Genomic DNA, 25,374 nt, shown 5'->3' with positions numbered 1-25,374 from the left:
ATGAGCGCGATTGAAAACCAGGCGACGGCGGGGCAGGGAAGCGCCCGCGCCGTCGCTATCTTGTTGGCGATCGGCCGCTTCCTGGTCATCGCCGTCACCACCTATCTCGGCCTGCTCGCGGTGACCTTTTTCATCGGCCGCGTCATCCCGATCGATCCGGTGCTGGCGGTGCTCGGCGACCGCGCACCGGCCAATGTCGTCGAGCGCACCCGCCGCGAGATGGGGCTCGATCTTCCGTTGATCGAGCAATTCTATATCTATCTCAAGCATGCGCTGAACGGTGATTTCGGCACCTCTGTGCTGACCACCAATCCTGTGATGACCGACATCCGCCGTGCCTTTCCGGCAACGATCGAACTGGCGACTTTGGGCACTCTGATAGGCTCGTTGATCGGCGTGCCGCTCGGCGTGCTGGCAGCGGTAAAACGCGGCAGTCTCATCGACCAGATCGTTCGCATTGTCGGCCTGATCGGCTATTCCGTGCCTATCTTCTGGATCGGGCTTTTGGGGCTTGTCCTGTTCTACGCCAAGCTCCAATGGGTGGCTTTTCCTGGCCGCCTCGACATCGTCTACGAGTACACATTCACACCGATCACCGGCTTCTACCTGCTCGACGCCGCGCTGCAGGGCCAGTGGGATGTCTTCTACGACGCTTACCGCCACATCATCCTGCCGGCAGGGCTGCTGGGCTATTTCTCGCTCGCCTATATCAGCCGAATGACGCGCTCCTTCATGCTGAACGAGCTGTCGCAGGAATACATCGTCGCCGCGCGCGCCAAGGGCCTGTCTGAAACGCGAATCATCTGGGGCCATGCGCTGCGCAACGCCGCGGTGCCGATGGTCACGGTGATCGCGCTGTCCTATGCCGGGCTGCTCGAAGGTTCGGTGCTGACCGAGACGGTGTTCTCCTGGCCCGGCATCGGCCTCTACATCACCAATTCGCTGCAGAACGCCGACATGAACGCCGTGCTCGGCGGCACCATCGTCATCGGTTCGGTGTTCATCGGCATCAATCTCCTGTCCGACGTTCTCTACAAGGTGCTCGATCCGAGGACGAAGACAGGATGAGCGCCGAAGCAATCCAAACGCGCCGCGATTGGCTGCTCAGCGATCGGCCGGCCTCGCGCATGCAGGCACGGCTCGGCCGCGCCTACGTCGCTTGGCGGCGCTTTTCCGCCAACCGGCTGGCGTTTCTCGGCCTGCTCATCATCATCGCGCTGCTGCTGGTCGCCGCCTTTGCCGATGTGCTGGCGCCCTATTCGCCGACCATCGGCGATCTCAAGAACGCGCGGCTTTTGGCGCCGAGTGCGGCGCATTGGTTCGGCACCGACGATCTCGGCCGCGATATCTATTCGCGCATTCTTTTCGGCTCACGCTGGACCCTCTATGTCGTCATTCTTGTCGCCGTCATCGCAGCCCCCATCGGCCTTTTGGTAGGCACCGTCGCCGGCTATGCCGGCGGCTGGACCGATGCCATTCTGATGCGCATTACCGACATCTTCCTCGCCTTTCCCAAGCTGATCCTGGCACTGGCCTTTGTCGCCGCCCTTGGTCCCGGGATCGAAAACGCGGTGCTGGCCATCGCCATCACCTCGTGGCCGCCTTACGCGCGAATTGCGCGGGCCGAGACGATGACCGTGCGCAATTCGGATTACATCAAGGCGGTGCAATTGATGGGCGCCTCTCCGTTCCGCATCGTGCTGCGCCACATCATGCCGCTCTGCATCTCTTCGCTCATCATCCGGGTGACGCTCGATATGGCCGGCATCATCCTCACCGCCGCCGGCCTCGGCTTCCTCGGCCTGGGCGCCCAGCCGCCGCTGCCGGAATGGGGCACCATGATCGCGTCCGGCCGTCGCTTCGTGCTCGACCAATGGTGGGTGGCCGGCGCGCCCGGCTTCGCCATCCTGATCGTCAGTCTCGGCTTCAACCTGCTGGGCGACGGCCTGCGCGATGCGCTCGATCCCCGGAGTGGCGACCAATGAGTGGTGACCAATGAGCGGTGCACTTCTCGATGTCGACGACCTGCGCGTCACCTTCCCGACTCGGACCGGCCTCATCCAGGCGGTGCGCGGCGTCACTTTTTCGCTTGGCCGAGAGCGGCTGGGCATTGTCGGCGAAAGCGGCTCCGGCAAGTCGCAGACCGGCCGCGCCATCATGGGGCTGACGCCGCCGCAGGCCCTTGTGTCGGCCAAGAAGCTCGCCCTCGACGGCATCGACCTTCTGGCCATACCGGCCCGTCAGCGCCGGGCGCTGCGCGGCAAACGCATCGCCATGATCCTGCAGGATCCGAAATATTCGCTCGACCCCGTGATGAGCATCGGCCGCCAGATCGTCGAGACGCTGCGCACGCATGAAAAGGTCTCCAAGGCCGAAGCGCGCGAGCGGGCGCTGGCCATGCTGGAAGCTGTGCAGATCCGCGATCCCTCGCGTGTCTTCGACCTGCATCCGCACGAGGTGTCCGGCGGGATGGGCCAGCGCGCCATGATCGCAATGATGCTGATCGCCGGACCGGAACTGATGATCGCCGACGAGCCGACCTCGGCGCTCGACGTCACCGTGCAGCTCGATGTGCTCGGCATCCTCGACCGCTTGGTCAGTGAGCGCGGCATGGGCCTGATCTTCATCTCGCACGATCTGCGGCTGGTCGCCTCCTTCTGCGACCGCGTCATCGTCATGTATGCCGGCAAGGTGGTCGAGCAGCTCAAGGCGTCGGAGCTGCGCGACGCCCAGCATCCCTACACGCGCGGCCTGCTCAACTGCATGCCCAGGATCGGCTACGAACGCCACCCGCTGCCGGTGCTCGACCGCAAGCCGGAGTGGGCGGCATGACGCCAGCCATTTCGATTGAAGGGCTGGAGGTGGTGTTCGACCGTTTTCGCGCGCTGAAAGGGGCGAACCTCGAGGTGAAGTCCGGCGAATCCTTCGGCCTGGTCGGCGAGAGCGGTTCCGGCAAGTCGACGCTGCTCAAAGCCATTGCCGGCCTGGTGCCTGTCGCATCCGGTACTATCACGGTCAATGGCAAGACGCTGGGAGCGCGCCGCGACAAGGCTTTTTATCGCGAAGTGCAGATGGTCTTCCAGGACCCCTATGGTTCGCTGCACCCGCGTCAGACCGTCGACCGCCTGCTACAGGAACCGCTCGCCATTCACGGCTTTGCCGATGGCGAGCAACGCATCCAGCGCGCCCTCGACGAGGTCGGATTAGGCAACGGTTTCCGTTTCCGCTACGCGCACCAGCTCTCCGGCGGTCAGCGTCAGCGCGTGGCGATCGCGCGGGCGCTCATCCTCGAACCGTCGATCCTGCTGCTCGACGAACCAACCTCGGCGCTCGACGCTTCGGTGCAGGCCGAAGTGCTCAACCTGCTGGAAGAGGTTCGCCGTCGGCGCAAGCTGACCTTCCTGATGGTCAGCCACGACCTCGCCATCATCACCCATATGTGCGAGCGCCTGATGGTGATGCAGAATGGCGAAGCGGTGGAGAACCTGACGGCGGGCCAGCTGATCGGGCACCGCGTGGAGAAGGATTACACACGCAATTTGCTTAGGGCGAGCGAGGGGTTTGTTCGGACGGCGTGAACTAGTTTCTTCCGCAGAATAATCGCTTGGGGAATTCCATGGAAGAATGGAAGTTTGCAGATCCGCCCAATGTCGCGGTGCTATCGGACAAGAGCATATTCAAACGGGGCGACTGGATCGCATACGTTGTGCATGAAGCTGACGATGACGAGAACTACAACGATGAAGGGGGCAGTTGGCAATTCTATAGCAGCGACTCTCGAGATTGGGATGAACGCGAGATAATGCTCGTTGGCCTGCAAGAGGTGGTGCAGCAGGATGAAAGCATCCTGGCATTGGCCGACTTGCCAAAAGGCTGGCATGCTTGGCGGACGTCAAAATCATCGCCATGGCAGCGAGCGAAATCGCGCCCCGAACCCTCCAACGACAACGAGTGATGCAGCAGGGCTAAGTCGAGCTTTGCGCCAGTTCGCCGTTCTCCGGAACAGATGGTTCGTCCCCCTGCTTAGGCTCTTGATCCTGAACCACGTCACTTAAAGCGCCGGCAGGAACAGCAGCGTGATCGCCGTGCCGGCTATGATGCCGCCCATCATGGCGTAGGCCATCGGGCCCCAGAACACTTCGCGCGCGATCGGGATCAGCGCTAGGCTGGCGGCCGCGGCCGTCAGCGCGATCGGCCGCATGCGGTGCTTGGTCGCTTCGATCACGGCTTCCCAGCGGTCTTGGCCCTCGGCCACCAGATCCTCGATCTGCACGATCAGGATCACCTGAGTTGCGGATCAGGATGCCGATCAGCGCCAGGACGCCCAGAATGGCGACGAAGCCGAGCGGTGCGCCGCTCGGCACCAGGGCCGCGACCACGCCGATCAGGCCGAGCGGCGCCACCGCCACGACCAGGAACAGGCGCTGAAAACTTTGCAACTGGATCATCAGGATGGTCGCCATCACGAACAGCATCAGCGGCACCACCGCTGCGATCGGTCCCTGGCTTTTGGCGCTTTCCTCGACCGAGCCGGCGGTTGCAACGGAATAGCCGGGCGGCAGTTTGGCGATGAAGGCGTCGACCGACGGCTTCAATTCGTTGACGACGGTGGCCGGCAGCACGTCGCCAACGAGGCCTGCGCGAACGGTGATCGTCGGGATGCGGTTGCGCCGCCACACCGTCGGCTGTTCGAGGTCGTAGCGGAAGTTCGCCACCGCGGCGAGCGGGATCGCTTCGCCGTTCCCGGTGACGGGTGAGCTGTCACGGACTGCCCCGTACGTGTATCGGTCGGCTGGTTAAGACCGGTCTGTCGAAGTGGCCCGCATCGACGACAGGCCCAATCGCCCGGCGGCGGTGCCAACTTGAGGAAAATGTGAAATAAGGTCAGAAGAGGCCTTGGCATTCATCTAACGAGAACGGGCGTCGGCCCGATGAGGGACGAAATGAAGAACGCAGCCATTTCCGAGCGCAAGAACCAGTCGATCTCGCGCGGCGTCGGCATGACGACGCAGATCTATGCCGACCGCGCCGAGAATTCGGAGATCTGGGATGTAGAAGGCCGCCGATACATCGATTTCTCCTCCGGCATCGCCGTCGTCAACACCGGCCACCGCCATCCCAGGGTGATCGAGGCGGTCAAGGCACAGCTCGACCGCTTCACCCATACCTGCCACCAGGTCGTGCCCTATGAGAGCTATGTCAGGCTGGCCGAACGGCTGAACGGCATGCTGCCCGGCAAGTTCGAGAAGAAGACCATCTTCGTCACTACGGGTGCTGAAGCGGTCGAGAACGCCATCAAGATCGCCCGCAACGCCACTGGCCGCCAAGCCGTCATCGCCTTTGCCGGCGGCTTCCACGGCCGCACCTTCATGGGCATGGCGCTGACCGGCAAGGTCGTGCCCTACAAGGTCGGCTTCGGCGCCATGCCGGGCGACGTCTACCACGCGCCGTTTCCGGTGCCGCTGCACGGCGTGTCTACAGCCGATTCGCTGGTCGCACTCGACAAACTGTTCAAGGCCGATGTCGATCCGGCTCGCGTTGCCGCCATCATCATCGAGCCGGTCCAGGGCGAGGGCGGCTTCTACGACGCGCCGCGCGAATTCCTGACGGCGCTGCGCAAGCTCTGCGACCAGCACGGCATGCTGCTGATCGCCGATGAGGTGCAGACCGGCTTTGCCCGCACCGGCAAGATGTTCGCCATGGATCATCATGAGGTCGCGGCCGACATTACCACCATGGCGAAAAGCCTGGCCGGCGGCTTCCCGCTGGCGGCGGTCACCGGCCGCGCCGAGATCATGGATGCGCCCGGTCCTGGCGGGCTCGGCGGCACCTATGGCGGCAGCCCGATCGGTGTCGCCGCAGCACACGCCGTGCTCGACGTCATCGAGGACGAAAAGCTGTGCGACCGCGCCAATACGCTGGGCGCCCGGCTGAAACAGCGGCTGCAGTCGATCCGCGACGACGTGCCCGAGATTGTCGACATCAGGGGTCTCGGCTTCATGAACGCGGTCGAATTCAACGACGTCAAGAAGGGCCTGCCGTCGGCCGAGATCGCCAATGCGATCCGGCTGAAGGCGCTCGACAAGGGGCTGATCCTGCTGACCTGCGGCGTCTACGGCAACGTCATCCGTTTCCTGGCTCCGATCACCATCCAGGACAATGTCATGAACGAGGCGCTCGACATTCTGGAAAGCTCGATCCGCGAAGTCTGCGCTGCCTAGCGCAAACCCCTACCTCCCCCTTGGGCCCTTGTGGGGAGGTCGGACCGCAGGTCCGGGTGGGGGCCTCGCGCCGACCCCAACCCCGCTGCTTCGCAGCGACCCTCCCCACAAGGGGGAGGGTAAGTGCGTCTAGCCCGCAGCCCGTGCCGGCTCATCCTGCTGGAACGCTGCCAGTGCAGCCTTCAGCCCGTCAGGTCCCTCAGCAATCGTCTGCGCCATCGGCGAAAACCCGGCCCCGAGCATCTTGCGGCCCAGCATATGGTCGCCCGGCCTGTTGACGGATTCGATGCCGAGCAGCCGGCTTCCAGCATAGTGGTAGATCGAGAACTTGTTCTCAGCGAGGTCGCCCAGCACGACATGGCTGTCGCCGCCCGAGGTCAGCCCGACCATCTGCAGTTTCATGTCGCCGATGTCAGACCAGAACCACGGCACCGCCGCATAGGCGTCCGTATGGCCGGTGATCGTGCGTGCGGCAAGCCGCGCCTGGTCGGTGGCGTTCTGCACCGATTCCAGCCGCACGTCGCCGCCGGTCGACCAGTGGCGGTAGGAAGCGGCGTCGCCGATGGCCAGAATATCAGGCACTGAGGTGCGCATCTGTTGGTCGACGCGGATGCCATTGGCGACAGTCAGTCCGGCAGCCTGCGCAAGTTCGACATTCGGCACGGCGCCGATGCCGACGATGACCATGCGCGCGGGCAGCCTTTCGCCGGTGGAGGTGATGGCGGCGCAGACATGGCGGTTTTCCCCTTCCAGCCTGGCAATGGTGGTGCCGGTGAGGATACGCACGCCGATCGCCTCCAGCCGTTGGCGGACATGGCTCGCCACCACCGGCGCCACGGCGCGGCCAAGCAGCCGGTCGACAGCCTCGACCAGGGTGACGTTGCGGCCGGCGGCCCTCAGCGTTGCCGCGATCTCCAGCCCGATGAAGCCGCCGCCGAGGATGACCACGTCTTCGCTTTGGGCGCTGAGCGCGCGGATCAGCCGCGCATCGGCGATCGAGCGCAGCGACAGCACGCCCGAGAGGTCGGCGCCCGGCAGCGGCAGAAGCCGCGGCCGCGAACCGGTGGCCAGGATGAGCCGGTCGAACGGCAGCACGCCGCCGCCCGCTATGTCCAGCTTGCGGCCTGCCGTATCGATGCTGTCGATTCGGACGCCCGGCCTGAAGTCGATGGCGCTGCCGGTGTAAAAGGCCTCGCCGCGCAAGGGTTGCGGCTTGGCATCGGCGTCCTTGATGAAGGTCTTCGACAGCGGCGGCTTGTGATAGGGCAGATCGGTTTCGTCGCCGATCAGTATGACAGGCCCGGCATAGCCTTCCTCGCGCAGGCTGGCGGCCGCTTGCACGCCCGCATGACCCGCACCGACAATGACGACCCCGTTCTTCATCGCAACCCGAATTCCTGTTTCAAATCTGGAGCATGATGCCGAAAAGTGTGAAGCGGTTTTCGGACGACATCATGCTTTGATTGTGAGCCGTTCCGCCAGATGGCGATTGTCTGCCGCCGTCGCAAGAGCCCCGGTCCGGGTCGCACCCGGAACGGTCGCTTGTCAATCGCGGCGTCTCTCACCTTGGCTGCTGGCTACGATTTAAAGTTGATAGTGCTAGTTTAGAATAATTCTAAACTGTTGTTTCAATTGAATTTTCTAGGGTTCACCAGTTGACTTCCGGCCTCGCCATCGTTTTATGGAGGCTCGCGCGTCAGCGCATCCCTTTGATGTTTGGGCCTTGAACCCGTTCGATTGGAGGCATTTGGTGTCTTTCTCCCGTGAGCCGCAGAGCGGCGCGGCATCTGTGGTGTCCTACGGCATGCCTATGTCCCGGCACCGTTTGGCACGCGCGCCTTTTACCGAATCCCCTTTGAACTGGAGACTGATGATGACAGCGCGATATGGCGGCAGACTGGCTGCGATCGGTGCCACGGCTATGTTGACGGCGGCGGTTTTCATCCTGCCGGCCAAGGCGGCGGAGATCGATGCCAAGGCGGTCATCAAGACCTATTCCGACATCGCGCTGGCCAAGTACGAGGATTCGCTGACCACGGCGCAGGCGCTCGACAAGGCTGTCGACGCGCTGCTTGCCAACCCGTCGGCGGACACGCTGAATGCCGCCCGCGATGCCTGGAAGGCGTCGCGCGTGCCCTACCAGCAGACCGAGGTCTACCGCTTCGGCAACAAGATCGTCGACGACTGGGAAGGCAAGGTGAACTCCTGGCCGCTCGACGAAGGCCTGATCGACTACGTCGCCAAGAGCTACGGCACCGAGTCCGACGCCAACGCGCTCTACACCGCCAATGTCATCGCCAACAAGGACATCGAGATCGACGGCAAGAAGGTCGACGCCTCGAAGCTTTCGCCGGAGTTCCTCGCCGGCACGCTGCAGGAGGCCGGCGGCATCGAGGCCAATGTCGCCACCGGTTATCACGCCATCGAATTCCTGCTCTGGGGCCAGGATTTGCACGGCACCGGCCCGGGCGCCGGCGAGCGTCCGTACACCGACTACGACCTCAAGAACTGCACCGGCGGCAATTGCGATCGCCGGGCCGAGTATCTGAAGTCGGCCAGCGATCTTCTGGTCTCCGACCTGCAGGAGATGGTCGGCAACTGGAAGGAAGACGGCGCCGCCCGCAAGAACCTCGTCGATGGCCAGCCGAACACCGCTATCTCGGTGATCTTCACCGGCATGGGCTCGCTGTCCTACGGCGAACTGGCCGGGGAGCGCATGAAACTCGGCCTGCTGCTGCACGATCCCGAAGAGGAGCACGACTGCTTCTCGGATAATACCTACAACTCGCATCTCTATGACGCCATCGGCATCCGCGCCGCCTATCTCGCCAGCTACACGCGCATCGACGGCACCGTCGTTTCAGGCCCGTCGGTGCACGATATGGTCAAGGCGGCCGATCCGGCGATCGACAAGGAACTGTCCGACAAGCTCGATGTCTCGGTCGCCAAGATGGAGGCGATCAAGGCGCGGGAAGTGGCCGGCGAGGCCTACGACCAGCAGATCGCCGAGGGCCACACCGAAGGCAATGCTACCGTGCAGGCGGCAATCGACGCGCTGGTCGACCAGACCAAGTCGATCGAACGCGCCGTCGGCGCGCTGAAGCTGAACAACATAGCCTTCGAGGGGTCCGACAGCCTCGACGCACCGGACAAGGTGTTCAAGTAGCACCCCAACCAACCACCAGCCAAACGGCGCGGAGGGGCGCCGTCAGCCAGAGCCAATCCATGCTGATCTGCCATTGCAACATCATCACCGAAAAGGAGATTGAGCAGACGATCGTCGATCTGCTCGATCAGGACCCCTGGCAACTGATCGTGCCGGCGAAGGTCTATCACACGATGCAAAAGCGCGGTCGCTGTTGCGGCTGCTTCCCAAATGTGGTCGAAACGATCATTCGGGTCACCGAAAATTACCACACCCGTTCGGAGGCGAGCGGCGTGGACATCGTTTCACACCTGGATCGCGTCAGAGGCCTGCGCGTCCAATATGGGAGCAGAATCCATGAAAGGCGAACCGCAGATCATCGAGCGGCTTAACGAGGCTCTGTTCCTGGAGCTTGGCGCCGTCAATCAATACTGGGTGCATTTCCGCCTGCTCGAAGATTGGGGATATGCCAAGCTGGCAAAGAAGGAACGCGCCGAATCGATCGAGGAGATGCACCATGCCGACCGGCTGGTGGCCCGTATCATCTTCCTCGAAGGGCATCCCAATTTGCAGTCCGTGGCGCCGTTGCGCATCGGCCAGAACGTCAAGGAAGTGCTCGAATCCGATCTCGCCGGCGAATATGACGCACGCACCGCCTACAAGCGTTCACGCGAGATCTGCAACGAAGCCGGCGACTACGTGACGATGAAGCTGTTCGAGGAATTGCTGGCGGATGAGGAAGGTCACATCGACTTCCTCGAGACGCAGCTCGACCTCCTTGCCTCGATCGGCGAGGAAAAATACGGCCAGCTCAACGCCGCATCGGCGGACGAGGCGGAATAGGACCATGCAGGAATGCGGCGCCCCATAGATATTCTGCGCCGCTTGCGGCGGGCCGCCGGCCCGCTGCTCCTCAAAAACCCGCGATATCAAGCCTTTCGCGGGCTTTCGGTTGTAACCCTGGCGGCAATTTTGGCCCCGGCCCTGGCCGGATCGTCGGAACCGGTCGGCCTCGCCACGAGCCGCACCGACCTGACGCCGAAGGACCAGGCCCGCGTCCTTGCCGTTACCAGGCCAACCCAGGATTTCTCCAAGCCCGAATCCTTCGAAACGATGCAAGGCGGCGCCGGCACGTCGCGCAAGCAGGTCGACCGCGACGCCTTCTCGCAACCCTCTGAAAACATTACCTTCGAGGAACAGGGCAATTTCAAGCTCGGCAATGCGCTTTTCCGCAAGAACTGGGTGTCGTCGCCATCCTCGACCCAGGCCTCGGACGGTCTCGGACCCCTGTTCAACGAGCGCGCCTGCCAGAATTGCCATTTGAAGGATGGCCGCGGCCGCCCGCCGGCCGCCGACAGCCGCACCACGTCGATGTTCCTGCGGCTAGCGCGCGATGCGAGCACGGCCGAGGAAAAGACCGAGATCGCCGCGCACAAGGTGCTGAACTTCCCCGATCCGGTCTACGGCGCGCAGTTGCAGGAACTGGCGGTGCCCGGCCTCAAGGGCGAAGGCCGCATGTATGTCGATTATCGCGAGGAAAAGGTCACGCTCGGCGACGGTAGCATCGTTTCGCTGCGCAAGCCGAGCTATTCGGTCGACGGGCTTGGCTACGGCCCGCTTGACCCGCGCACCACGCTGTCGCCGCGCCTGACGCCGCCAATGATCGGCCTTGGCCTGATCGAGCAGATCGCGCCGGCCGACCTCCTTGCCCATGCCGATCCCGGCGACCGCGACGGCATTTCCGGCAAGCCCAACATGGTGCGTGACCTCAGCAGTGGGCAACTGACGCTTGGCCGCTTCGGTTGGAAGGCCCAGACCGCGTCGATCCGCCAGCAGGCGGCGGACGCCTTTGCCGGCGACATCGGCATTTCGACGCCGGAAGAGCCCAGTCACTGGGGCGATTGCACCGCAGCCGAAGAGGCCTGTTTGGCCATGCCCAATGGCGTGCAGAAGCGGCTCGGCCCGGTCGAGGCGCCACCACCGGTGATGGACCTCGTCACCTTCTATTCGCAGAACCTTGCGGTGCCGGCGCGGCGCGATGTCGGCGCACCCGCCGTGCTCGCCGGCAAGAAGCTGTTCTACGAGATGGGCTGCATTGCCTGTCATACGCCGAAATTCGTCACCATGCGCGGGAACAAGGCGCAGGCGTTCCAACTGATCTGGCCCTATTCCGACTTTCTGCTGCACGACATGGGGCCTGGCCTTGCCGACGGCCAGGCGGTGGGCGATGCCACGGGCAGTGAATGGCGCACCCCGCCGCTATGGGGCATCGGCCTGACAAAGACCGTCAACGGCAACGCTTTCTTCCTGCATGACGGGCGTGCGCGCACGCTTACCGAAGCGATCCTGTGGCATGGCGGCGAGGGGCAGAAGGCGCGCGATCGCTTTGCCGCCGCCAATACGGCCGACCGCGATGCTCTCATCAAATTCCTGGAGTCATTCTGATGCTCAAGCGGGTTTTGCCTGTTCTACTCCTCCCATTGGCTCTGTTCGGTGCGTCCCCGGCATCGGCCTCGGTGAAAGCCTCCGATGTCATTCAAAGAGCGATCGACGGATTTGTCCGCCCCGCCTATGCCAGCCTGCATGGCCATGCCGGCACCTTGGCGAAGGCCATGGACGCGCTCTGCCAGGCGCCGTCGCAGGGCAACCTCGATGCCGCGCATGCCGGATTCTCGGCCACGGTCGCAGCCTGGTCGTCGGCTGAAATCATCGGCTTCGGGCCAATCAAGGAGAACAACCGGCTGGAGCGCATGCTCTACTGGCCGGACCGAAAGAGCATCGGCCTGAAGCAGGTGCAGGCGGCGCTGGCCGGCAAGGATCCGACCGCCACCGATCCGGCGCAGCTGGCGGGCAAGAGTGTCGCGATGCAGGGATTAGGGGCGCTTGAGTTCGTGCTTTACGGCGACGGCGCCGAGACGCTCGTCGGCAAGGACGAGCCCTATCGCTGCGCCTATGGCGCGGCAGTCGCCAAGAACATCGAGACCACGGCGGCCGATGTCGACGCGGCCTGGAAAAAACCGGACGGTTTTGCAGCCTTGTGGGCTAATCCTGGACCCGACAATGCGCTTTACCGCGACGGCACCGAAGCGGTGACCGAACTGGTCGGCGTCTTCATCAACGAGCTGGAAATGGTCCGCGACGTGCGCCTCAAAGGTTTTCTCGGCGCCAAACCGCAGGGTGACAAGCCGAGGCAAGCGATCTACTGGCGCTCGCAAAACACCGGCCTTTCATTAGCCGGCAACCTCTCCGGCATTGATGCGCTGTTCCAGGCCTCGAAGCTCGGCGACGCGCTGCCCGAGGATAGCAGATGGATGGCGGAATCCATCCATATCCAGCTCATCAATGGCGTTGCCACTGCCAAATCCATCCAGGGTCGGATCGACAAGACGCTCGCCGATCCCGCTGAGCGCGGAAAACTCGAACATTTCGCGCTGATCACCTCCAGCCTGTCGGGCTTGATCGGCACCCGGCTAACCGCCGAGTTCGGCCTGACCGCCGGCTTTTCGTCACTGGACGGGGACTGACCAATGGTTGCGACACGCACGCCGCTGATGGACCGCCGCGATTTTCTCAGAGCTGCCGGCGCCGGCTTCGTCGCGTCAATGGCGCCGCGGGCCTGGGCGGACACGCTTGCCGCCGATGCCGTCTTTGCCACCGCCTTCGTCAAGCGCGACGGCAGCTTTGGCGCCGCTGTGTTGTCGGAAGCCGGAAAAGTATTGCATGCGATCGACCTGCCCGACCGTGGCCACGACGTCACCTTCGATCCGGTCTCGAAGCGCTCCGTGGTCTTCGCCCGGCAACCCGGCACCTTCGCCGTGGTCTTCGACCATGCCGGCCGCGAGCCGCCGCTGACCATCGCCAGCATCACCGGTCGGCATTTCTTCGGCCACGGTGTGTTTTCCACCGACGGCGCGCTGCTTTACGCCACCGAAAACAATTTCGACAATGCCGCCGGCGTCGTCGGGATCTACGACGCACGGGCCAAGTTCAGCCGCATCGGCGAGTTTCCGACCTATGGCATGGGGCCGCATGAGCTCTTGCTGCTCGGAGACGGCCGGACGATCGCCATCGCCAATGGCGGCATCGAGACCCATCCCGACTATGGCCGCGCCGAGCTCAACATCGCCACCATGAAGCCGTCCTATGTGCTGGTCGATCGCACAACCGGCGATCTCATCGAAAAGCACGAACTGCCGCCGGCTCTGCACCAGCTGTCGATTCGCCACATGGATGCCGACCCCACAGGCACCATCTGGTTCGGCTGCCAGTACCGCGGGCCGGGCACCGAGCGGCCACCGCTGGTCGGCCGCGCCACGCGCGGCAAGGGGCTGCAGCTGCTCGACATGCCGCAGGACGTGCTATCCGGCTTCCGGAATTACATCGGCTCGGTCGCCGCCAACCCGATTGCCGGCACGGTCGCGGTGTCTTCGCCGGAAGGCAATTCGCTGGCCGTCATCGACGCCGCCAGCGGCAAGATCGTCGCCACCAAGGCGCTGGTCGAGGTCTGCGGCCTGGCGCCCGACGGCCCGGGCTTCATGGCAACCACGGGTGCCGGCGAAATCATCGAAGGCAGCGGCGCGACGCGCTCCGAGCCCGACTATGTCTGGGACAACCACATGCTGCGCATCGCGCCGGCGGCGTAAGCCGTCCGGCCTGCACCGAAGCGAAGCCACTTAACAATTTACGCGCTGGCTCTTGCGGCGGCGCGCCGTGGCGGGCAGAGGGAGACTGTTTTTCGAACCGGTCGCCCATGAAACTGCTCGCCATCGACTGTGCCGCCAATCTCTGCGCCGCTTGCGTCTATGACGCATCGGGCGGCAGAGAACTTGGCCGCTCGGTACTCGATCTCGGCAAAGGCCATGCCGAACACCTGATGGCTGTCATTGACGAAGCGCTGAAAGCGGACGGCACCGATTATGCCGGCCTTGGCGCCGTTGCGGTTTCCATCGGTCCGGGTTCCTTCACCGGCCTGCGGGTGGGCGTCTCGGCGGCGCGCGGCCTGGCGCTGGCGCTGAAGATCCCGGCGATCGGGGTAACGACACTGGAGGCGCTGGCGGCCGAGGCGAGGGCGGCATTTCCCGGCCGCCCGGTCCTGGCCGCTCTCGATGCCGGCCGCGAGGAAATCCATGCCGCGCTTTACGATGCGGAAGCGATTTTGCGCTATGGTCCGGCGGTGACCACACTTGCGCAAGCCGCGGGAATGGCGGCGGACAATCGTCCGGTGCTTGCCGGCACAGCCGCCGTGCAGATCGCAGCCGCGGCCGGTCGCGATTTCGATATCGGCCCGACGGCTGCCACCGCCGACATTGCCGTCTACGCCCGGCTCGCCGCTGCAAAAGGCGAGGGCGACAAGCCGAAGCCACTCTATCTGCGCGGCGCCGATGCCAAGGCGCAGGCCGGGTTCATCCTGTTGAGGCAGGAAAAGTGATGCGCATCCCTTTCCTCCAGCCGCGCCGCAGGGACTATGCGCTCGAGCCGCTGACCATCGCCGACAGCCCGGCAGCGTCGGTGCTGCATCGCGAGGATTTCGTCCGGTCCTGGACCGATGGCGAGTTCGCCGCGTTGCTCGAACAGGAAACCGTGTTCGGCTATGCCGCGCGCGAAATCGGCCAGGGCGCCAAGCCGCCGGTCGGCTTCGTGCTGGCCAGGCTTGCAGCCGGCGAGGGCGAAATTCTGACCGTGGCGGTGGCGCGCTCGCATCGCCGCCAGGGGCTCGGCTGGCAATTGATGGACGCCGTGCTGCGCGAACTGCATGCGCAGCGCGCCGAGGCGCTGTTCCTTGAGGTCGACGAGACCAATGTCGCCGCGATCGCCCTCTACCGGCGGCTGGGCTTCCGCCAGGTCGGCCACCGCGCCAATTATTACCGCTCGACCGAACATGGTCCTACCGGCGCGCTTGTCATGCGCCGCGATCTTAGCTAGCCAAAGTTTTGGGGCAGGGCCAAGCTGCATGATCGGAAAAATCAGGATTTTCCTGGCGCTGAGCCTCGTTGTCGTCGGTTCGCTGGTCCTTGTGCCTTTGCAGCTGCTGTCGATGAAGACCGGAATCTGGCGCGAGACGGTCATTCTGAAGGTCTGGCACAGCCTCATCGTCCGGACGCTCGGCCTGCGCATCCATGTCAAAGGCGCACTGTCCAGCCAGCGCCCGCTGCTGGTCGCCTCGAACCATATCTCCTGGACCGACATCATGGTGCTGGGCTCCTTTGCCGATGTGACATTCATCGCCCGGGCGGACATGGAGGGATGGCCGCTGATCGGCTGGCTGTCGAAACTGCAGCGTACGGTCTTCATCGAACGCGAGCGCAAGCGGACAGCTGGCGACCAGGCCAGCGAGATCGCCAGCCGCATGGCCAAGGGCGACGCCATGGTGCTGTTTGCCGAGGGCTCTACCGGCGACGGCAACACCATCCTGCCGTTCAAGAGCACCTTGTTCGGCGCCGCCTCGATGGCGATTTCGGAAGGCGCGGCCGAGCAGGTCTTCATCCAGCCGCTGGCGATTGCCTACACGCGGGTGCACGGCGTGCCTCTCGGCCGTCGCCACCGGCCGCTCGCTGCCTGGATCGGCGATCAGGACCTGATGCCGCATCTGAAGGTGCTGATGGCCGAAGGCGCCATTGACGTCGAGGTGCATTTCGGCGAGCCCATCGCCTTTTCCAAGGGCTCGAACCGCAAGGAAACGTCGAGGATGATGGAAAGCAAGGTGCGCGCCATGATGCAGGCCGCGCTCGCCGATCCCCGACCGAGCCGCTAGCGCAGGCCGAGCGCCTACAGGCCGATGCCCGAGAATCGTCTGTTTTTTGTCACGGAAAGGCGTTAGAAGCCGCCGGATGGATTTGAACACGATAGAGCGGAACGAAACCGACAGCGCCTCGCAAAGCGCTGCTGCGGCGTCCGCCCCGGCCAAAAAGGTCTTCGTCAAGACCTATGGCTGCCAGATGAATGTCTATGACTCACAGCGCATGACCGATACGCTGGCCGCCGACGGCTACACCGCGACCGATGTCATCGCCGACGCCGACCTGGTGCTGCTCAACACCTGCCATATCAGGGAGAAGGCGGCGGAAAAGGTCTATTCTGAGCTCGGCCGCATCCGCGACATGAAGGCTGAACGCGCAGCAGTTGGGCGCGAAATGCTGATCGGCGTCGCCGGTTGCGTCGCGCAGGCCGAAGGCGCGGAAATCATCCGCCGTTCGCCTGCTGTCGATCTGGTCATCGGCCCGCAGACCTATCACCGGCTGCCCGATGTGCTGGCCCGGGTGCGTGGCGGCGAGAAGATCGTCGAGACCGAATACGCCATCGAGGACAAGTTCGAGCATCTGCCGAAGCCGAAGCGTGCCGAAATGATCAAGCGCGGCGTCACCGCCTTCCTCACGGTACAGGAAGGCTGCGACAAATTCTGCACCTTCTGCGTCGTGCCCTATACCAGGGGCTCGGAAGTGTCGCGGCCGGTGGCGCAGATCGTCGCCGAAGCCGAGCGGCTGGCCGATGCCGGTGTGCGCGAGGTGACGCTGCTGGGGCAGAACGTCAATGCATGGCACGGCAAGGGTGAGGATGGCATGGAATGGGGGCTTGGTCGCCTGCTGTTCCGGCTGGCCGAAATTCCTGGCCTGGCGCGGCTGCGCTACACCACCAGCCATCCGCGCGACATGGACGACGAATTGATCGCTGCCCATCGCGATCTCCCGGCTTTGATGCCTTATCTGCACCTGCCGGTGCAATCCGGGTCAGACCGCATCCTCAAGGCGATGAACCGCAGGCACACGGCCAAGGACTATCTGGCGCTGCTCGAGCGCATCCGCGCTGCACGCGGCGACATCGCGCTGTCCGGTGACTTCATCGTCGGCTTCCCCGGTGAAACCGAGGCGGATTTCGAGGCCACGATGGGTCTGGTGCGCCAGGTGAACTACGCCTCGGCCTTCTCGTTCAAATATTCGCCGCGTCCCGGCACGCCGGGCGCCGATATGCCCGATCACGTGCCGGAAGCGGTCAAGGATGAACGTTTGCAACAGCTGCAGGCATTGTTGCTCAAGCAGCAGCAGGATTTCGGCCTGGGCCTGGTCGGCAGCACCATCGACACGCTGATCGAGAAGCCCGGCCGTCAGGCCGGCCAGAAGGTCGGCCGCTCGCCCTGGCTGCAGCCGGTTATTGTTGATGAAAAGGCCGGCGAAATCGGTGACATTATCCGGGTGCGAATCACGAAGACGGGCTACAATAGCCTGTTCGCCGAGTTGGCTTGATGGCCTCGGCAGATGAGGAGAGACGGTTGAGCGCTGCTGAAGTGAAGACTCTGCCCCAGAACCAGACATCCGGGGCCTCTGACATGGCGCACATCGTTCTGACTTTCGACAACAACAAGCTTGCCAGCGCCCTGTACGGTCAGTTCGACGAGAATTTGGCCCGGCTTGAGCAGAAGCTCGGCGTCGACATCCGCTCGCGCGGCAACCAGTTGACCATCAAGGGCTCGGCCTCGGCGGCCGAACAGGCGCGCCGCGCACTCGACAATCTCTACGGCATTCTCCAGAAGGGCACCGACATTGGCCAGTCCGACGTCGATGGCGCCGTGCGCATGGCGATTGCCGCCGACGACCAGCTGACGCTGCCGACGCTTGAACGCAAGGGCAAGGTTTCGGCCGCCCAGATCTCCACCCGCAAGAAGACGATCTATGCCCGTTCGCTCAACCAGGACGCCTATATGCGGGCACTGGAGCGTTCGGAACTTGTCTTCGGCATTGGCCCGGCCGGCACCGGCAAGACCTATCTGGCGGTGGCGCATGCGGCGATGCTGCTCGAACGCGGCATGGTCGAGCGCATCATCCTGTCACGGCCGGCGGTCGAGGCCGGCGAGCGGCTGGGTTTTCTGCCCGGCGATATGAAGGAAAAGGTCGATCCGTACCTGCGGCCCCTCTATGACGCGCTCTACGACATGATGCCGGCCGACAAGGTCGAACGTGCTATCGCTGCCGAGGTCATCGAAATCGCGCCGCTGGCCTTCATGCGCGGCCGCACGCTGGCGCATGCCGCCGTCATCCTCGACGAGGCGCAGAACACCACGCCGATGCAGATGAAGATGTTTTTGACCCGCCTCGGCGAGAATTCGCGCATGATCGTCACCGGCGATCCGACGCAGATCGATCTGCCTCCAAGCACCAAGTCGGGCCTCGTCGAAGCCTTGCGTGTCCTTGACGGCGTGGCCGGCGCGGTAACCGTGCGCTTCAACGATGTCGACGTTGTGCGCCACCCGCTGGTGGCCGAAATCGTCAGGGCCTATGACCGCGACGCCAAGCTGGCGCGGGGCCTCGGCGCCGAGAGCTGATGTGACGATGCGGGCTCATGCCTGAAGACATAAGACCTGGCGGCGGGGATAGTTCGGTTCCCGTCGAGATCGATATGTCGGTCGGGGCCGGCGACTGGCCCGATGAGGCGGCGCTGACGCGTCTGGTCAATCGCGCCGTGTCGGCTGCCTTTGCCGAAACCGCTGCTGCCGGTCCTTCCGAACTCAGCATCGTCTTTTCCGACGATGCCCATATCCGTACCCTCAATGCCGGCTGGCGCGGCAAGGACAAGGCGACCAACGTCTTGTCTTTCCCTGCTTTTCCGTTCCCCAGGGGTGGCAAGCTGCCGCCCATGCTGGGTGACATCGTGCTGGCCGCCGAGACGGTGGCGCGCGAAGCAGCCCTGGAAGACAAGCCCTTCGAGAACCATATCACCCATCTCGTCATCCACGGCCTGCTGCATTTGCTGGGCTACGATCACGAGACCGATGCAGAGGCCGAGGAGATGGAAGCCATCGAGCGCTCAGCGCTCGCAAGGCTTGCCATTCCCGATCCCTACACGTAATGACAAAAGACCAATTGACCGGACGACGATGAACGACAAACCAGAAACTGCCGCCCGCCCCGAGGCTGGCAGTGCGACAAAGCCTTCCGATACGACGGAAGAGGGATCGAGTCCGAGTCCCAGTTCCGGCAGCCCCGCTTCTGGTAGTATTGCCAGCGAGCCATCGCCTGCTGGTCCGTCCCTGTTCGACCGCGTCTTGGGCCTTTTCAGGCAGCGGAACGGCACCAGCCTGCGCGAGGAAATCGCCGGCGCGCTTGCCGAAACGACCAGCGATGCCGGGTCTTTCTCGCCCGGCGAACGCGCCATGCTCAACAACATATTGCGCCTGCGCGAGGTACGCGTCGAGGACGTCATGGTGCCGCGCGCCGATATTGAGGCCGTCGAGATCACCACGACGTTGGGCGATCTGCTCGGTCTGTTCGAGCAGTCCGGCCATTCCCGCATGCCGGTCTATTCCGAGACGCTCGACGATCCGCGCGGCATGGTTCACATCCGCGACGTGCTAGCCCACATCACCAAGGTTGCCCGCGTCAAGAAGGGCAGAACATCCAGGAAGACGCCGGCAACGACGCTTCTCAACCTCGCCCAGGTCGATCTCGGCCGCACCATCGGCGACCTCAATCTGATCCGCCCGGTGCTTTTCGTGCCGCCATCGATGCTTGCCTCCGACCTGATGGGCCATATGCAGACGACGCGAACCCAGATGGCGCTGGTCATCGACGAATATGGCGGCACCGATGGTCTCGCCTCGCTGGAAGACATCGTCGAGATGGTCGTCGGCGATATCGAGGACGAGCATGACGAGGACGAGCCGCTGATCACCCAGACCGGCGAGGGCGTATTCGTCGTCGACGGCAAGGCCGAGATCGACGAGGTCGCCAAGATGATCGGCGAGGACTTTACCGCCGGCGAGCATGGCGAGTATGTCGACACGATCGGCGGCATGATCTTCAACACGCTGGGCCGCGTGCCCGCGCGTGGTGAGGTTGTGCAAGCCATCCCCGGCTTCGAATTCCACGTGCTCGACGCCGATCCGCGCCGCGTCAAGCGGGTGCGCATCGTCCAGAACCAGAAGGGCGAGCGTCGCCGCCGCGTGACCGCCCCCCGCACCGAGCAGGCCTAGGACAGAACGTTGCCCGGCCGATGACGATCGACGATCCCTTCAAGCACTCAACCTTTGGCTCGGGTGTCTTCTACAAGGACCCGCGAGCCGCATTGAAATGGCTCGAAACGGCCTTCGGCTTCGAGCCGAGCATGGTGGTCAGCGACGCCGACGGACGGCTGGTCCATGCCGAAATGCGCTTTGGCGACGGCTACATCATCGTCGATTCCGAATGGGCCGATCATATTGCCAGTCCGGTAAGCGTCGGCGGCAAGAACACTCAGTCGGTCTGTGTGCGTCTGAAAGACGGCCTGGACGTGCATTGTGAGCGGGCAATGGCGGCTGGAGCCCAAATCGTCGAGGAGCCTGCCGACCATTTCTACGGCGAACGGCAGTATCGGGCGCGCGACCCCGAAGGCCATGTCTGGACCTTCACCCAGACCTTGCGCACCGTGCCGCGCGAGGAGGCCGAGCACCTGAGCGGGCTCACCATCGAGGGATGGCACCGATAGCCCAGCGATCGGCCGGTTCGCGTTTCAATAAATCTGATAAATCTTGGCTCCTGATTCGCGCGACCTGGGAAGTCTGTATGGAGCGCCTTGCCGGCCGGATAATTCTGCTTTGGGGCTGGCGGCGCGCGCTGGTGGCGTTTCTTGCCGGGGCGCTGGCGGTGCTCGCCCAGGCGCCTTACGATTTCTTCGCCGTCTGTTTCGTCTCGTTTCCACTGCTGGTCTGGCTGCTCGACGGCGCCACCGGCGAGGCTTCCGACGGCTGGCTCAGGCGCCTGCGGCCGACTTTTGCCATCGGCTGGTGGTTCGGTTTCGGCTATTTCCTCGCCGGCCTGTGGTGGATCGGCGAGGCGCTTCTGGTCGAGGCCGACAGTTTCGCCTGGGCCTTACCCTTCGCTGTCGTCGGCATTCCTTTGGCGCTGGCATTTTTCTACGGCTTCGCCACCGTCGTCGCGCGGCTGTTATGGACCAACGATATTGGCCGCGTTGCCGCCCTTGCCTTTGCTTTTGGCCTGACGGAATGGCTGCGCGGCTTCCTGTTCACCGGCTTTCCCTGGAATGCCGTCGGGTATGCGGCGATGCCCGTGCCGCTGTTGATGCAAAGCGTGTCGGTGACCGGCATGGTCGGCATGAACGCGCTGGCGGTCTTTGTCTTCGCCATGCCGGCCTTGCTTGCAGCACGCCGGCATGTCCGTCTCGGTGTGGTCCTGCTTGCCATTCTCGTCGCCGCCCATGCCGGCTTCGGCTATGTCAGGCTCGCGACCCCCGACAAGCCGGCAACCCGCACTCTCGATGTCCGTATCGTGCAACCGGATGTCGACCTCAGCGAAAAATGGGACACTTCGGTGCGCGACCGCATCTTCGCCACGATGATGGGCCTGTCGGCCGCAGCGCCCGATCCCGGCCATAACAAACCGCAGTTGATCCTGTGGCCGGAGACCTCGGTACCGTTCCTGTTCACCGAGCGTCCGGACGCGCTGACCGCGCTCGGCGACATGCTGCAGCCTGGTCAGATGCTGATTGCCGGCGTCGTGCGCGAGGAGCGCGGATCCGGGGCGGATGCCGACAGCCGCTACTACAATTCGGTGGTGGCGATCGATGACAAGGGCGAAATCGCTGATGCCGTCGACAAGGTCCATCTGGTGCCGTTCGGCGAGTATCTGCCGTTTTCCGGTCTGCTCAGCCGCTTCGGCATCGGACAGCTCGTCGCCGGGCCGATGAACTTCGCCGCCGGCAACGAGCGCCATCCGATCGCTTTGCCCGGCGGCATCAGCGCCTTGCCGTTTATTTGCTACGAGGTGATCTTTCCTGATCTTGTGGCTGTTGACGCAACGTCATCCCAGCTTATTGTGAACGTCACCAACGACGCATGGTTCGGCGACACGCCCGGGCCGTACCAGCATTTCAGGCAGGCTCAGATTCGCGCGGTGGAAAACGGATTGCCGCTGTTGCGCGCCGCCAACAACGGCATTTCCGCCGTTGTCGATACGCGGGGACGCATCGTCGACGCATTGGCGGTCGATGCACGTGGCGCCATCGACGTGCGGGTGCCGATCTCCGGCCAAGCCTTCATTTCCGCCGCGGGGCGGCGCATTAACGGAATGCTGATCATGTTGGTGTTTGCCGCAATCGCCCTCAGCTTGAACGTAAGGCAACGGCTACGGGTGAATTGACAGTCGACACATTAGAAACTCATACTGTTACCGCCTAATTTTCTCGAAGTCGGTTGGTGTTTCTGTTGGGGCAGTTGGCTCCGGCTTCGTTTGGGCGAGAAAAATAGAAAAGGCCGGAAAAATTCGGCGAGGAAAAAATGACAGAAGAAAACAAGAAGAAACCGAATCCGATCGACATCCATGTCGGAAGTCGCGTCCGCCTTCGGCGCAATATGCTTGGAATGAGCCAGGAAAAGCTTGGTGAAAATCTCGGTATTACGTTTCAGCAGATCCAAAAATATGAAAAAGGAACGAATCGCGTCGGCGCCAGCCGTCTGCAGGCAATAGCCTCGATACTCAGCGTGCCTGTCGCCTTCTTTTTCGAGGATGCGCCAGGGCAGGAGCCGGTGGGTAATAGAGGATTTGCCGAGGACACTTCGATGGCTTTCGCCGTCGAATTCTGCGGCAGTCCGGAAGGGCTTCAGCTCAACCGCGCGTTCGTCAAGATCGCGGATGTGAAGGTGCGCCGCCGGATTATCGACCTTGTGAAGTCCCTTTCTGCCGAAGATGCCGAGTGATTCGGTGGGTCAATTGACCCATTGGCCCCAGTAATCCCCTGGGCCCGAGTAGCCCAGAGGCTCGACTGCCGGCGTTGCCAAGCCGCCGGTGGTACAAGATATATTGCTGCGACACTCATGCCAGAACCGCGGCACCGCTTGACGAGCGGCGCCCGGCACCGTTAACACGTGGCGCGCCAAAATCGGCAGCCCTGCCGATCGTTTTTTCAAGAGGGGACACCCGTGACGCGGCAGAACTACTTCTTCACCTCGGAATCCGTGGCCGAGGGTCATCCCGATAAAGTATGTGACCGCATCTCGGACGAGATCGTCGATCTGGTCTATCGCGAGGCCAAGAAGACCGGCATGGACCCATGGAAAGTCCGCGTCGCCTGCGAGACGCTCGCAACCACCAACCGCGTCGTCATCGCCGGCGAAGTAAGGGTTCCCGATACTCTGCTGAAGCGGGACAAAGCCGGCAACATCCTCAAGGACGCCGCCGGGCATTCGGTCGTCAACCCGGCCAAGTTCAAGTCGGTCGCCCGCAAGGCGATCCGCGAAATCGGCTACGAGCAGGCCGGCTTCCACTGGAAGACGGCAAAGATCGAGGTTCTGCTGCACGGCCAGTCGCCCGACATCGGCCAGGGAGTCGACAACGCCGCCGACCGCCAGGGCGAAGAGGGTGCCGGCGACCAGGGCATCATGTTCGGCTATGCCTGCCGCGAGACCCCGGACCTGATGCCGGCGCCGATCTATTACAGCCACAAGATTCTCGAACTGCTCGCCGCTGCCCGTCACGAAAACAACGGCGAAGCCGGCAAGCTCGGACCCGACGCCAAGAGCCAGGTCACCGTTCGCTATGTCGATGGCAAAGCCGCCGAAGCGACGCAGATCGTGCTGTCGACGCAGCATCTCGACGCGACCTGGGATTCCAAGAAGGTCCGCAAGGTCGTTGAGCCTTACATCCGTGAGGCGCTCGGCGACCTCAAGATCGCCGACGATTGCATGTGGTACATCAACCCGACCGGCAAGTTCGTCATCGGTGGGCCGGATGGCGACGCCGGCCTGACCGGCCGCAAGATCATCGTCGACACCTACGGTGGTGCTGCCCCGCACGGCGGCGGCGCCTTCTCCGGCAAGGACACCACCAAGGTCGACCGCTCTGCCGCCTATGCGGCGCGCTATCTCGCCAAAAATGTAGTGGCGGCCAAGCTCGCCGACCGCTGCACCATCCAGCTGTCCTACGCCATCGGCGTTGCCCAGCCGCTGTCGGTCTATGTCGACCTGCACGGCACCGGCAAGGTCGACGAGGCCAAGCTCGAGGAAGCGCTGCGCACGGTGATGGATTTGTCGCCATCCGGCATCCGCAGGCATCTCGACCTCAACAAGCCGATCTACGCAAAGACCTCGTCCTACGGCCATTTCGGCCGCAAGGCCGGCCGAGACGGGTCCTTCTCCTGGGAAAAGACCGATCTGGCCAAGGCGCTCAAGGACGCGATCGCTGCTTAGGCATGATTCCAAAAAGTGGGTACCGGTTTTTTGGAAAAGATCATGCTCCAACAAAGGATTAGATTGAGATGAGATTTCAGCCAAATCTCATCTCAATCCCAAATCTCATCTCAATCTAAGCGCGGCGCGCGAACCAAGCCATGGATCCACAGGACAGGCGGAGCCGGGCGACCGAAGGGTTCTTCGGCCGCCGGCACGGCAAGACCATTCGCCCGCAGCAGGCGGCGGCGCTGGAAAGCGGTCTTGGGGCCTATGGCCTCGACCTCTCCGTCCAGGCACCGGCAGAATTGCGCGCGCTATTCTCAGCGGATGTTTCAACGGTTCGGCTGGAAATCGGCTTCGGCGGCGGTGAGCATCTGCTGCACCGTGCCACGGAGGCACCGGCGACCGGCTTCATCGGTGTCGAGCCGTTCGTCAACGGCATGGCCAAGCTGATGATGGCGGTGCGGGAAAAGCCGCTTGCCAATCTTCGCGTTTATGACGACGACGCCACGCGCCTGCTCGATTGGTTGCCGCAGGCGTCGCTCGACGGCATCGATCTGCTCTACCCCGATCCCTGGCCGAAGAAAAAGCACTGGAAGCGGCGTTTTGTCAGCCCGCTCAACCTCGATCGGTTCGCGCGCGTGCTGAAGCCGGGCGGAAAATTCCGCTTCGCATCCGACATCGACACCTATGTGAACTGGACCTTGTTGCACTGTCGGGCGCATGGCGGGCTCCTCTGGCAGGTGCAAGATGGGGCCGACTGGCATCGGCCCTATGAAGGCTGGCCGGGCACACGCTACGAGGCAAAAGCCATTCGCGAGGGCCGACGGCCGGCCTATCTCACCTTCATCAGAAAATAG

General features: G+C 63.5%; 25 protein-coding genes and 1 pseudogene. 24 read left to right on the top strand and 2 right to left on the bottom strand.

Annotated elements, in window-relative coordinates; genetic code table 11:
- Genes NKL04_RS21715 through NKL04_RS21695 form a run of 5 tightly spaced genes read left to right on the top strand, consistent with a single transcriptional unit; the run spans window position 1 to window position 3,955 of the window.
- The gene (locus tag NKL04_RS21715) at window positions 1-1,068 is read left to right on the top strand and encodes an ABC transporter permease (protein WP_023669524.1); all 1,068 of its coding nucleotides are present in this window, start codon (window positions 1-3) and stop codon (window positions 1,066-1,068) included.
- On the top strand, window positions 1,065-1,985 hold the full coding sequence (gene nikC, locus NKL04_RS21710) for a nickel transporter permease (protein WP_023682024.1): 921 nt from the start codon (window positions 1,065-1,067) through the stop codon (window positions 1,983-1,985). Before NKL04_RS21715 ends, nikC begins: the two co-directional genes overlap by 4 nt.
- A gap of 10 nt (window positions 1,986-1,995) precedes the next feature.
- Window positions 1,996-2,832, top strand: a complete 837-nt coding sequence (locus NKL04_RS21705; protein WP_023682023.1) for an ABC transporter ATP-binding protein — start codon at window positions 1,996-1,998, stop codon at window positions 2,830-2,832.
- Entirely contained in the window at window positions 2,829-3,578 is a 750-nt protein-coding gene (locus NKL04_RS21700; protein ID WP_023669527.1) for an ABC transporter ATP-binding protein, read from the top strand. The genes NKL04_RS21705 and NKL04_RS21700 overlap by 4 nt, the downstream gene beginning before the upstream one ends.
- A gap of 38 nt (window positions 3,579-3,616) precedes the next feature.
- Entirely contained in the window at window positions 3,617-3,955 is a 339-nt protein-coding gene (locus NKL04_RS21695) for a DUF2185 domain-containing protein (RefSeq protein WP_023696743.1), read from the top strand.
- Between the two features lie 10 nt (window positions 3,956-3,965).
- Here the strand turns inward: NKL04_RS21695 and NKL04_RS21690 are convergent.
- Window positions 3,966-4,748, bottom strand: a pseudogene (locus NKL04_RS21690) (efflux RND transporter permease subunit); the annotation flags it as partial.
- Between the two features lie 195 nt (window positions 4,749-4,943).
- Here NKL04_RS21690 and NKL04_RS21685 point away from each other — a divergent pair.
- On the top strand, window positions 4,944-6,221 hold the full coding sequence (locus NKL04_RS21685; protein WP_023699447.1) for a 4-aminobutyrate--2-oxoglutarate transaminase: 1,278 nt from the start codon (window positions 4,944-4,946) through the stop codon (window positions 6,219-6,221).
- A 129-nt stretch (window positions 6,222-6,350) separates the two neighbouring features.
- Here NKL04_RS21685 and NKL04_RS21680 read toward each other — a convergent pair whose 3' ends face one another.
- Complete coding sequence (locus tag NKL04_RS21680) at window positions 6,351-7,604, bottom strand: NAD(P)/FAD-dependent oxidoreductase (protein WP_023699448.1); 1,254 nt, start codon at window positions 7,602-7,604, stop codon at window positions 6,351-6,353.
- Between the two features lie 490 nt (window positions 7,605-8,094).
- Here NKL04_RS21680 and NKL04_RS21675 point away from each other — a divergent pair, with 490 nt between their 5' ends.
- The 18 genes from NKL04_RS21675 to trmB all read left to right on the top strand — a co-directional run bounded on the left by NKL04_RS21675 (window position 8,095) and on the right by trmB (window position 25,374).
- Complete coding sequence (locus NKL04_RS21675; RefSeq protein WP_023699449.1) at window positions 8,095-9,387, top strand: imelysin family protein; 1,293 nt, start codon at window positions 8,095-8,097, stop codon at window positions 9,385-9,387.
- Between the two features lie 59 nt (window positions 9,388-9,446).
- A complete protein-coding gene (locus NKL04_RS21670; protein WP_023669536.1) occupies window positions 9,447-9,758 on the top strand; it encodes a (2Fe-2S)-binding protein in 312 nt (103 codons plus the stop codon).
- Entirely contained in the window at window positions 9,724-10,209 is a 486-nt protein-coding gene (gene bfr / locus NKL04_RS21665) for a bacterioferritin (protein ID WP_023669537.1), read from the top strand. Before NKL04_RS21670 ends, bfr begins: the two co-directional genes overlap by 35 nt.
- 12 nt (window positions 10,210-10,221) lie before the next feature.
- Complete coding sequence (locus tag NKL04_RS21660; RefSeq protein WP_023699450.1) at window positions 10,222-11,811, top strand: di-heme oxidoreductase family protein; 1,590 nt, start codon at window positions 10,222-10,224, stop codon at window positions 11,809-11,811.
- On the top strand, window positions 11,811-12,890 hold the full coding sequence (locus NKL04_RS21655; RefSeq protein WP_023699451.1) for an imelysin family protein: 1,080 nt from the start codon (window positions 11,811-11,813) through the stop codon (window positions 12,888-12,890). Before NKL04_RS21660 ends, NKL04_RS21655 begins: the two co-directional genes overlap by 1 nt.
- 3 nt (window positions 12,891-12,893) lie before the next feature.
- Entirely contained in the window at window positions 12,894-14,009 is a 1,116-nt protein-coding gene (locus NKL04_RS21650) for a DUF1513 domain-containing protein (protein ID WP_023699452.1), read from the top strand.
- 107 nt (window positions 14,010-14,116) lie between these two features.
- Window positions 14,117-14,794 carry a tRNA (adenosine(37)-N6)-threonylcarbamoyltransferase complex dimerization subunit type 1 TsaB gene (gene tsaB / locus NKL04_RS21645; protein WP_023669541.1) on the top strand — a complete coding sequence of 226 codons (678 nt, stop codon included), beginning with the start codon at window positions 14,117-14,119 and terminating at the stop codon, window positions 14,792-14,794.
- The gene (locus NKL04_RS21640; protein ID WP_023699453.1) at window positions 14,794-15,288 is read left to right on the top strand and encodes a GNAT family N-acetyltransferase; all 495 of its coding nucleotides are present in this window, start codon (window positions 14,794-14,796) and stop codon (window positions 15,286-15,288) included. Before tsaB ends, NKL04_RS21640 begins: the two co-directional genes overlap by 1 nt.
- A gap of 28 nt (window positions 15,289-15,316) precedes the next feature.
- Window positions 15,317-16,117 carry a lyso-ornithine lipid O-acyltransferase gene (gene olsA, locus NKL04_RS21635; protein ID WP_023699454.1) on the top strand — a complete coding sequence of 267 codons (801 nt, stop codon included), beginning with the start codon at window positions 15,317-15,319 and terminating at the stop codon, window positions 16,115-16,117.
- Between the two features lie 76 nt (window positions 16,118-16,193).
- Window positions 16,194-17,603, top strand: coding sequence for a tRNA (N6-isopentenyl adenosine(37)-C2)-methylthiotransferase MiaB (miaB, locus tag NKL04_RS21630; protein ID WP_023699455.1), 1,410 nt, complete (start codon window positions 16,194-16,196; stop codon window positions 17,601-17,603).
- 83 nt (window positions 17,604-17,686) lie between these two features.
- Window positions 17,687-18,679 carry a PhoH family protein gene (locus tag NKL04_RS21625; protein WP_027049340.1) on the top strand — a complete coding sequence of 331 codons (993 nt, stop codon included), beginning with the start codon at window positions 17,687-17,689 and terminating at the stop codon, window positions 18,677-18,679.
- Between the two features lie 17 nt (window positions 18,680-18,696).
- A complete protein-coding gene (gene ybeY / locus NKL04_RS21620; protein WP_023692587.1) occupies window positions 18,697-19,203 on the top strand; it encodes an rRNA maturation RNase YbeY in 507 nt (168 codons plus the stop codon).
- 28 nt (window positions 19,204-19,231) lie between these two features.
- Window positions 19,232-20,326 (top strand): hemolysin family protein, encoded by a 1,095-nt coding sequence (locus tag NKL04_RS21615; protein WP_023699456.1) that lies wholly within the window; start codon window positions 19,232-19,234, stop codon window positions 20,324-20,326.
- A gap of 20 nt (window positions 20,327-20,346) precedes the next feature.
- A complete protein-coding gene (locus NKL04_RS21610) occupies window positions 20,347-20,817 on the top strand; it encodes a VOC family protein (RefSeq protein ID WP_023699457.1) in 471 nt (156 codons plus the stop codon).
- A gap of 77 nt (window positions 20,818-20,894) precedes the next feature.
- Complete coding sequence (gene lnt / locus NKL04_RS21605) at window positions 20,895-22,487, top strand: apolipoprotein N-acyltransferase (RefSeq protein WP_023699458.1); 1,593 nt, start codon at window positions 20,895-20,897, stop codon at window positions 22,485-22,487.
- Window positions 22,488-22,624: 137 nt separating this feature from the next.
- Window positions 22,625-23,044, top strand: coding sequence for a helix-turn-helix domain-containing protein (locus NKL04_RS21600; protein WP_023669550.1), 420 nt, complete (start codon window positions 22,625-22,627; stop codon window positions 23,042-23,044).
- Window positions 23,045-23,266: 222 nt separating this feature from the next.
- Window positions 23,267-24,532, top strand: coding sequence for a methionine adenosyltransferase (metK, locus tag NKL04_RS21595; RefSeq protein ID WP_023669551.1), 1,266 nt, complete (start codon window positions 23,267-23,269; stop codon window positions 24,530-24,532).
- A gap of 140 nt (window positions 24,533-24,672) precedes the next feature.
- Window positions 24,673-25,374 (top strand): tRNA (guanine(46)-N(7))-methyltransferase TrmB, encoded by a 702-nt coding sequence (trmB, locus tag NKL04_RS21590; protein ID WP_023699459.1) that lies wholly within the window; start codon window positions 24,673-24,675, stop codon window positions 25,372-25,374.

The sequence above is a fragment of the Mesorhizobium sp. C264A genome (assembly GCF_040324515.1).
Lineage (GTDB): Bacteria > Pseudomonadota > Alphaproteobacteria > Rhizobiales > Rhizobiaceae > Mesorhizobium.
The sequence above is the reverse complement of the archived record's forward strand: the minus strand, read 5'-3'. Positions and strand labels throughout refer to the sequence as shown.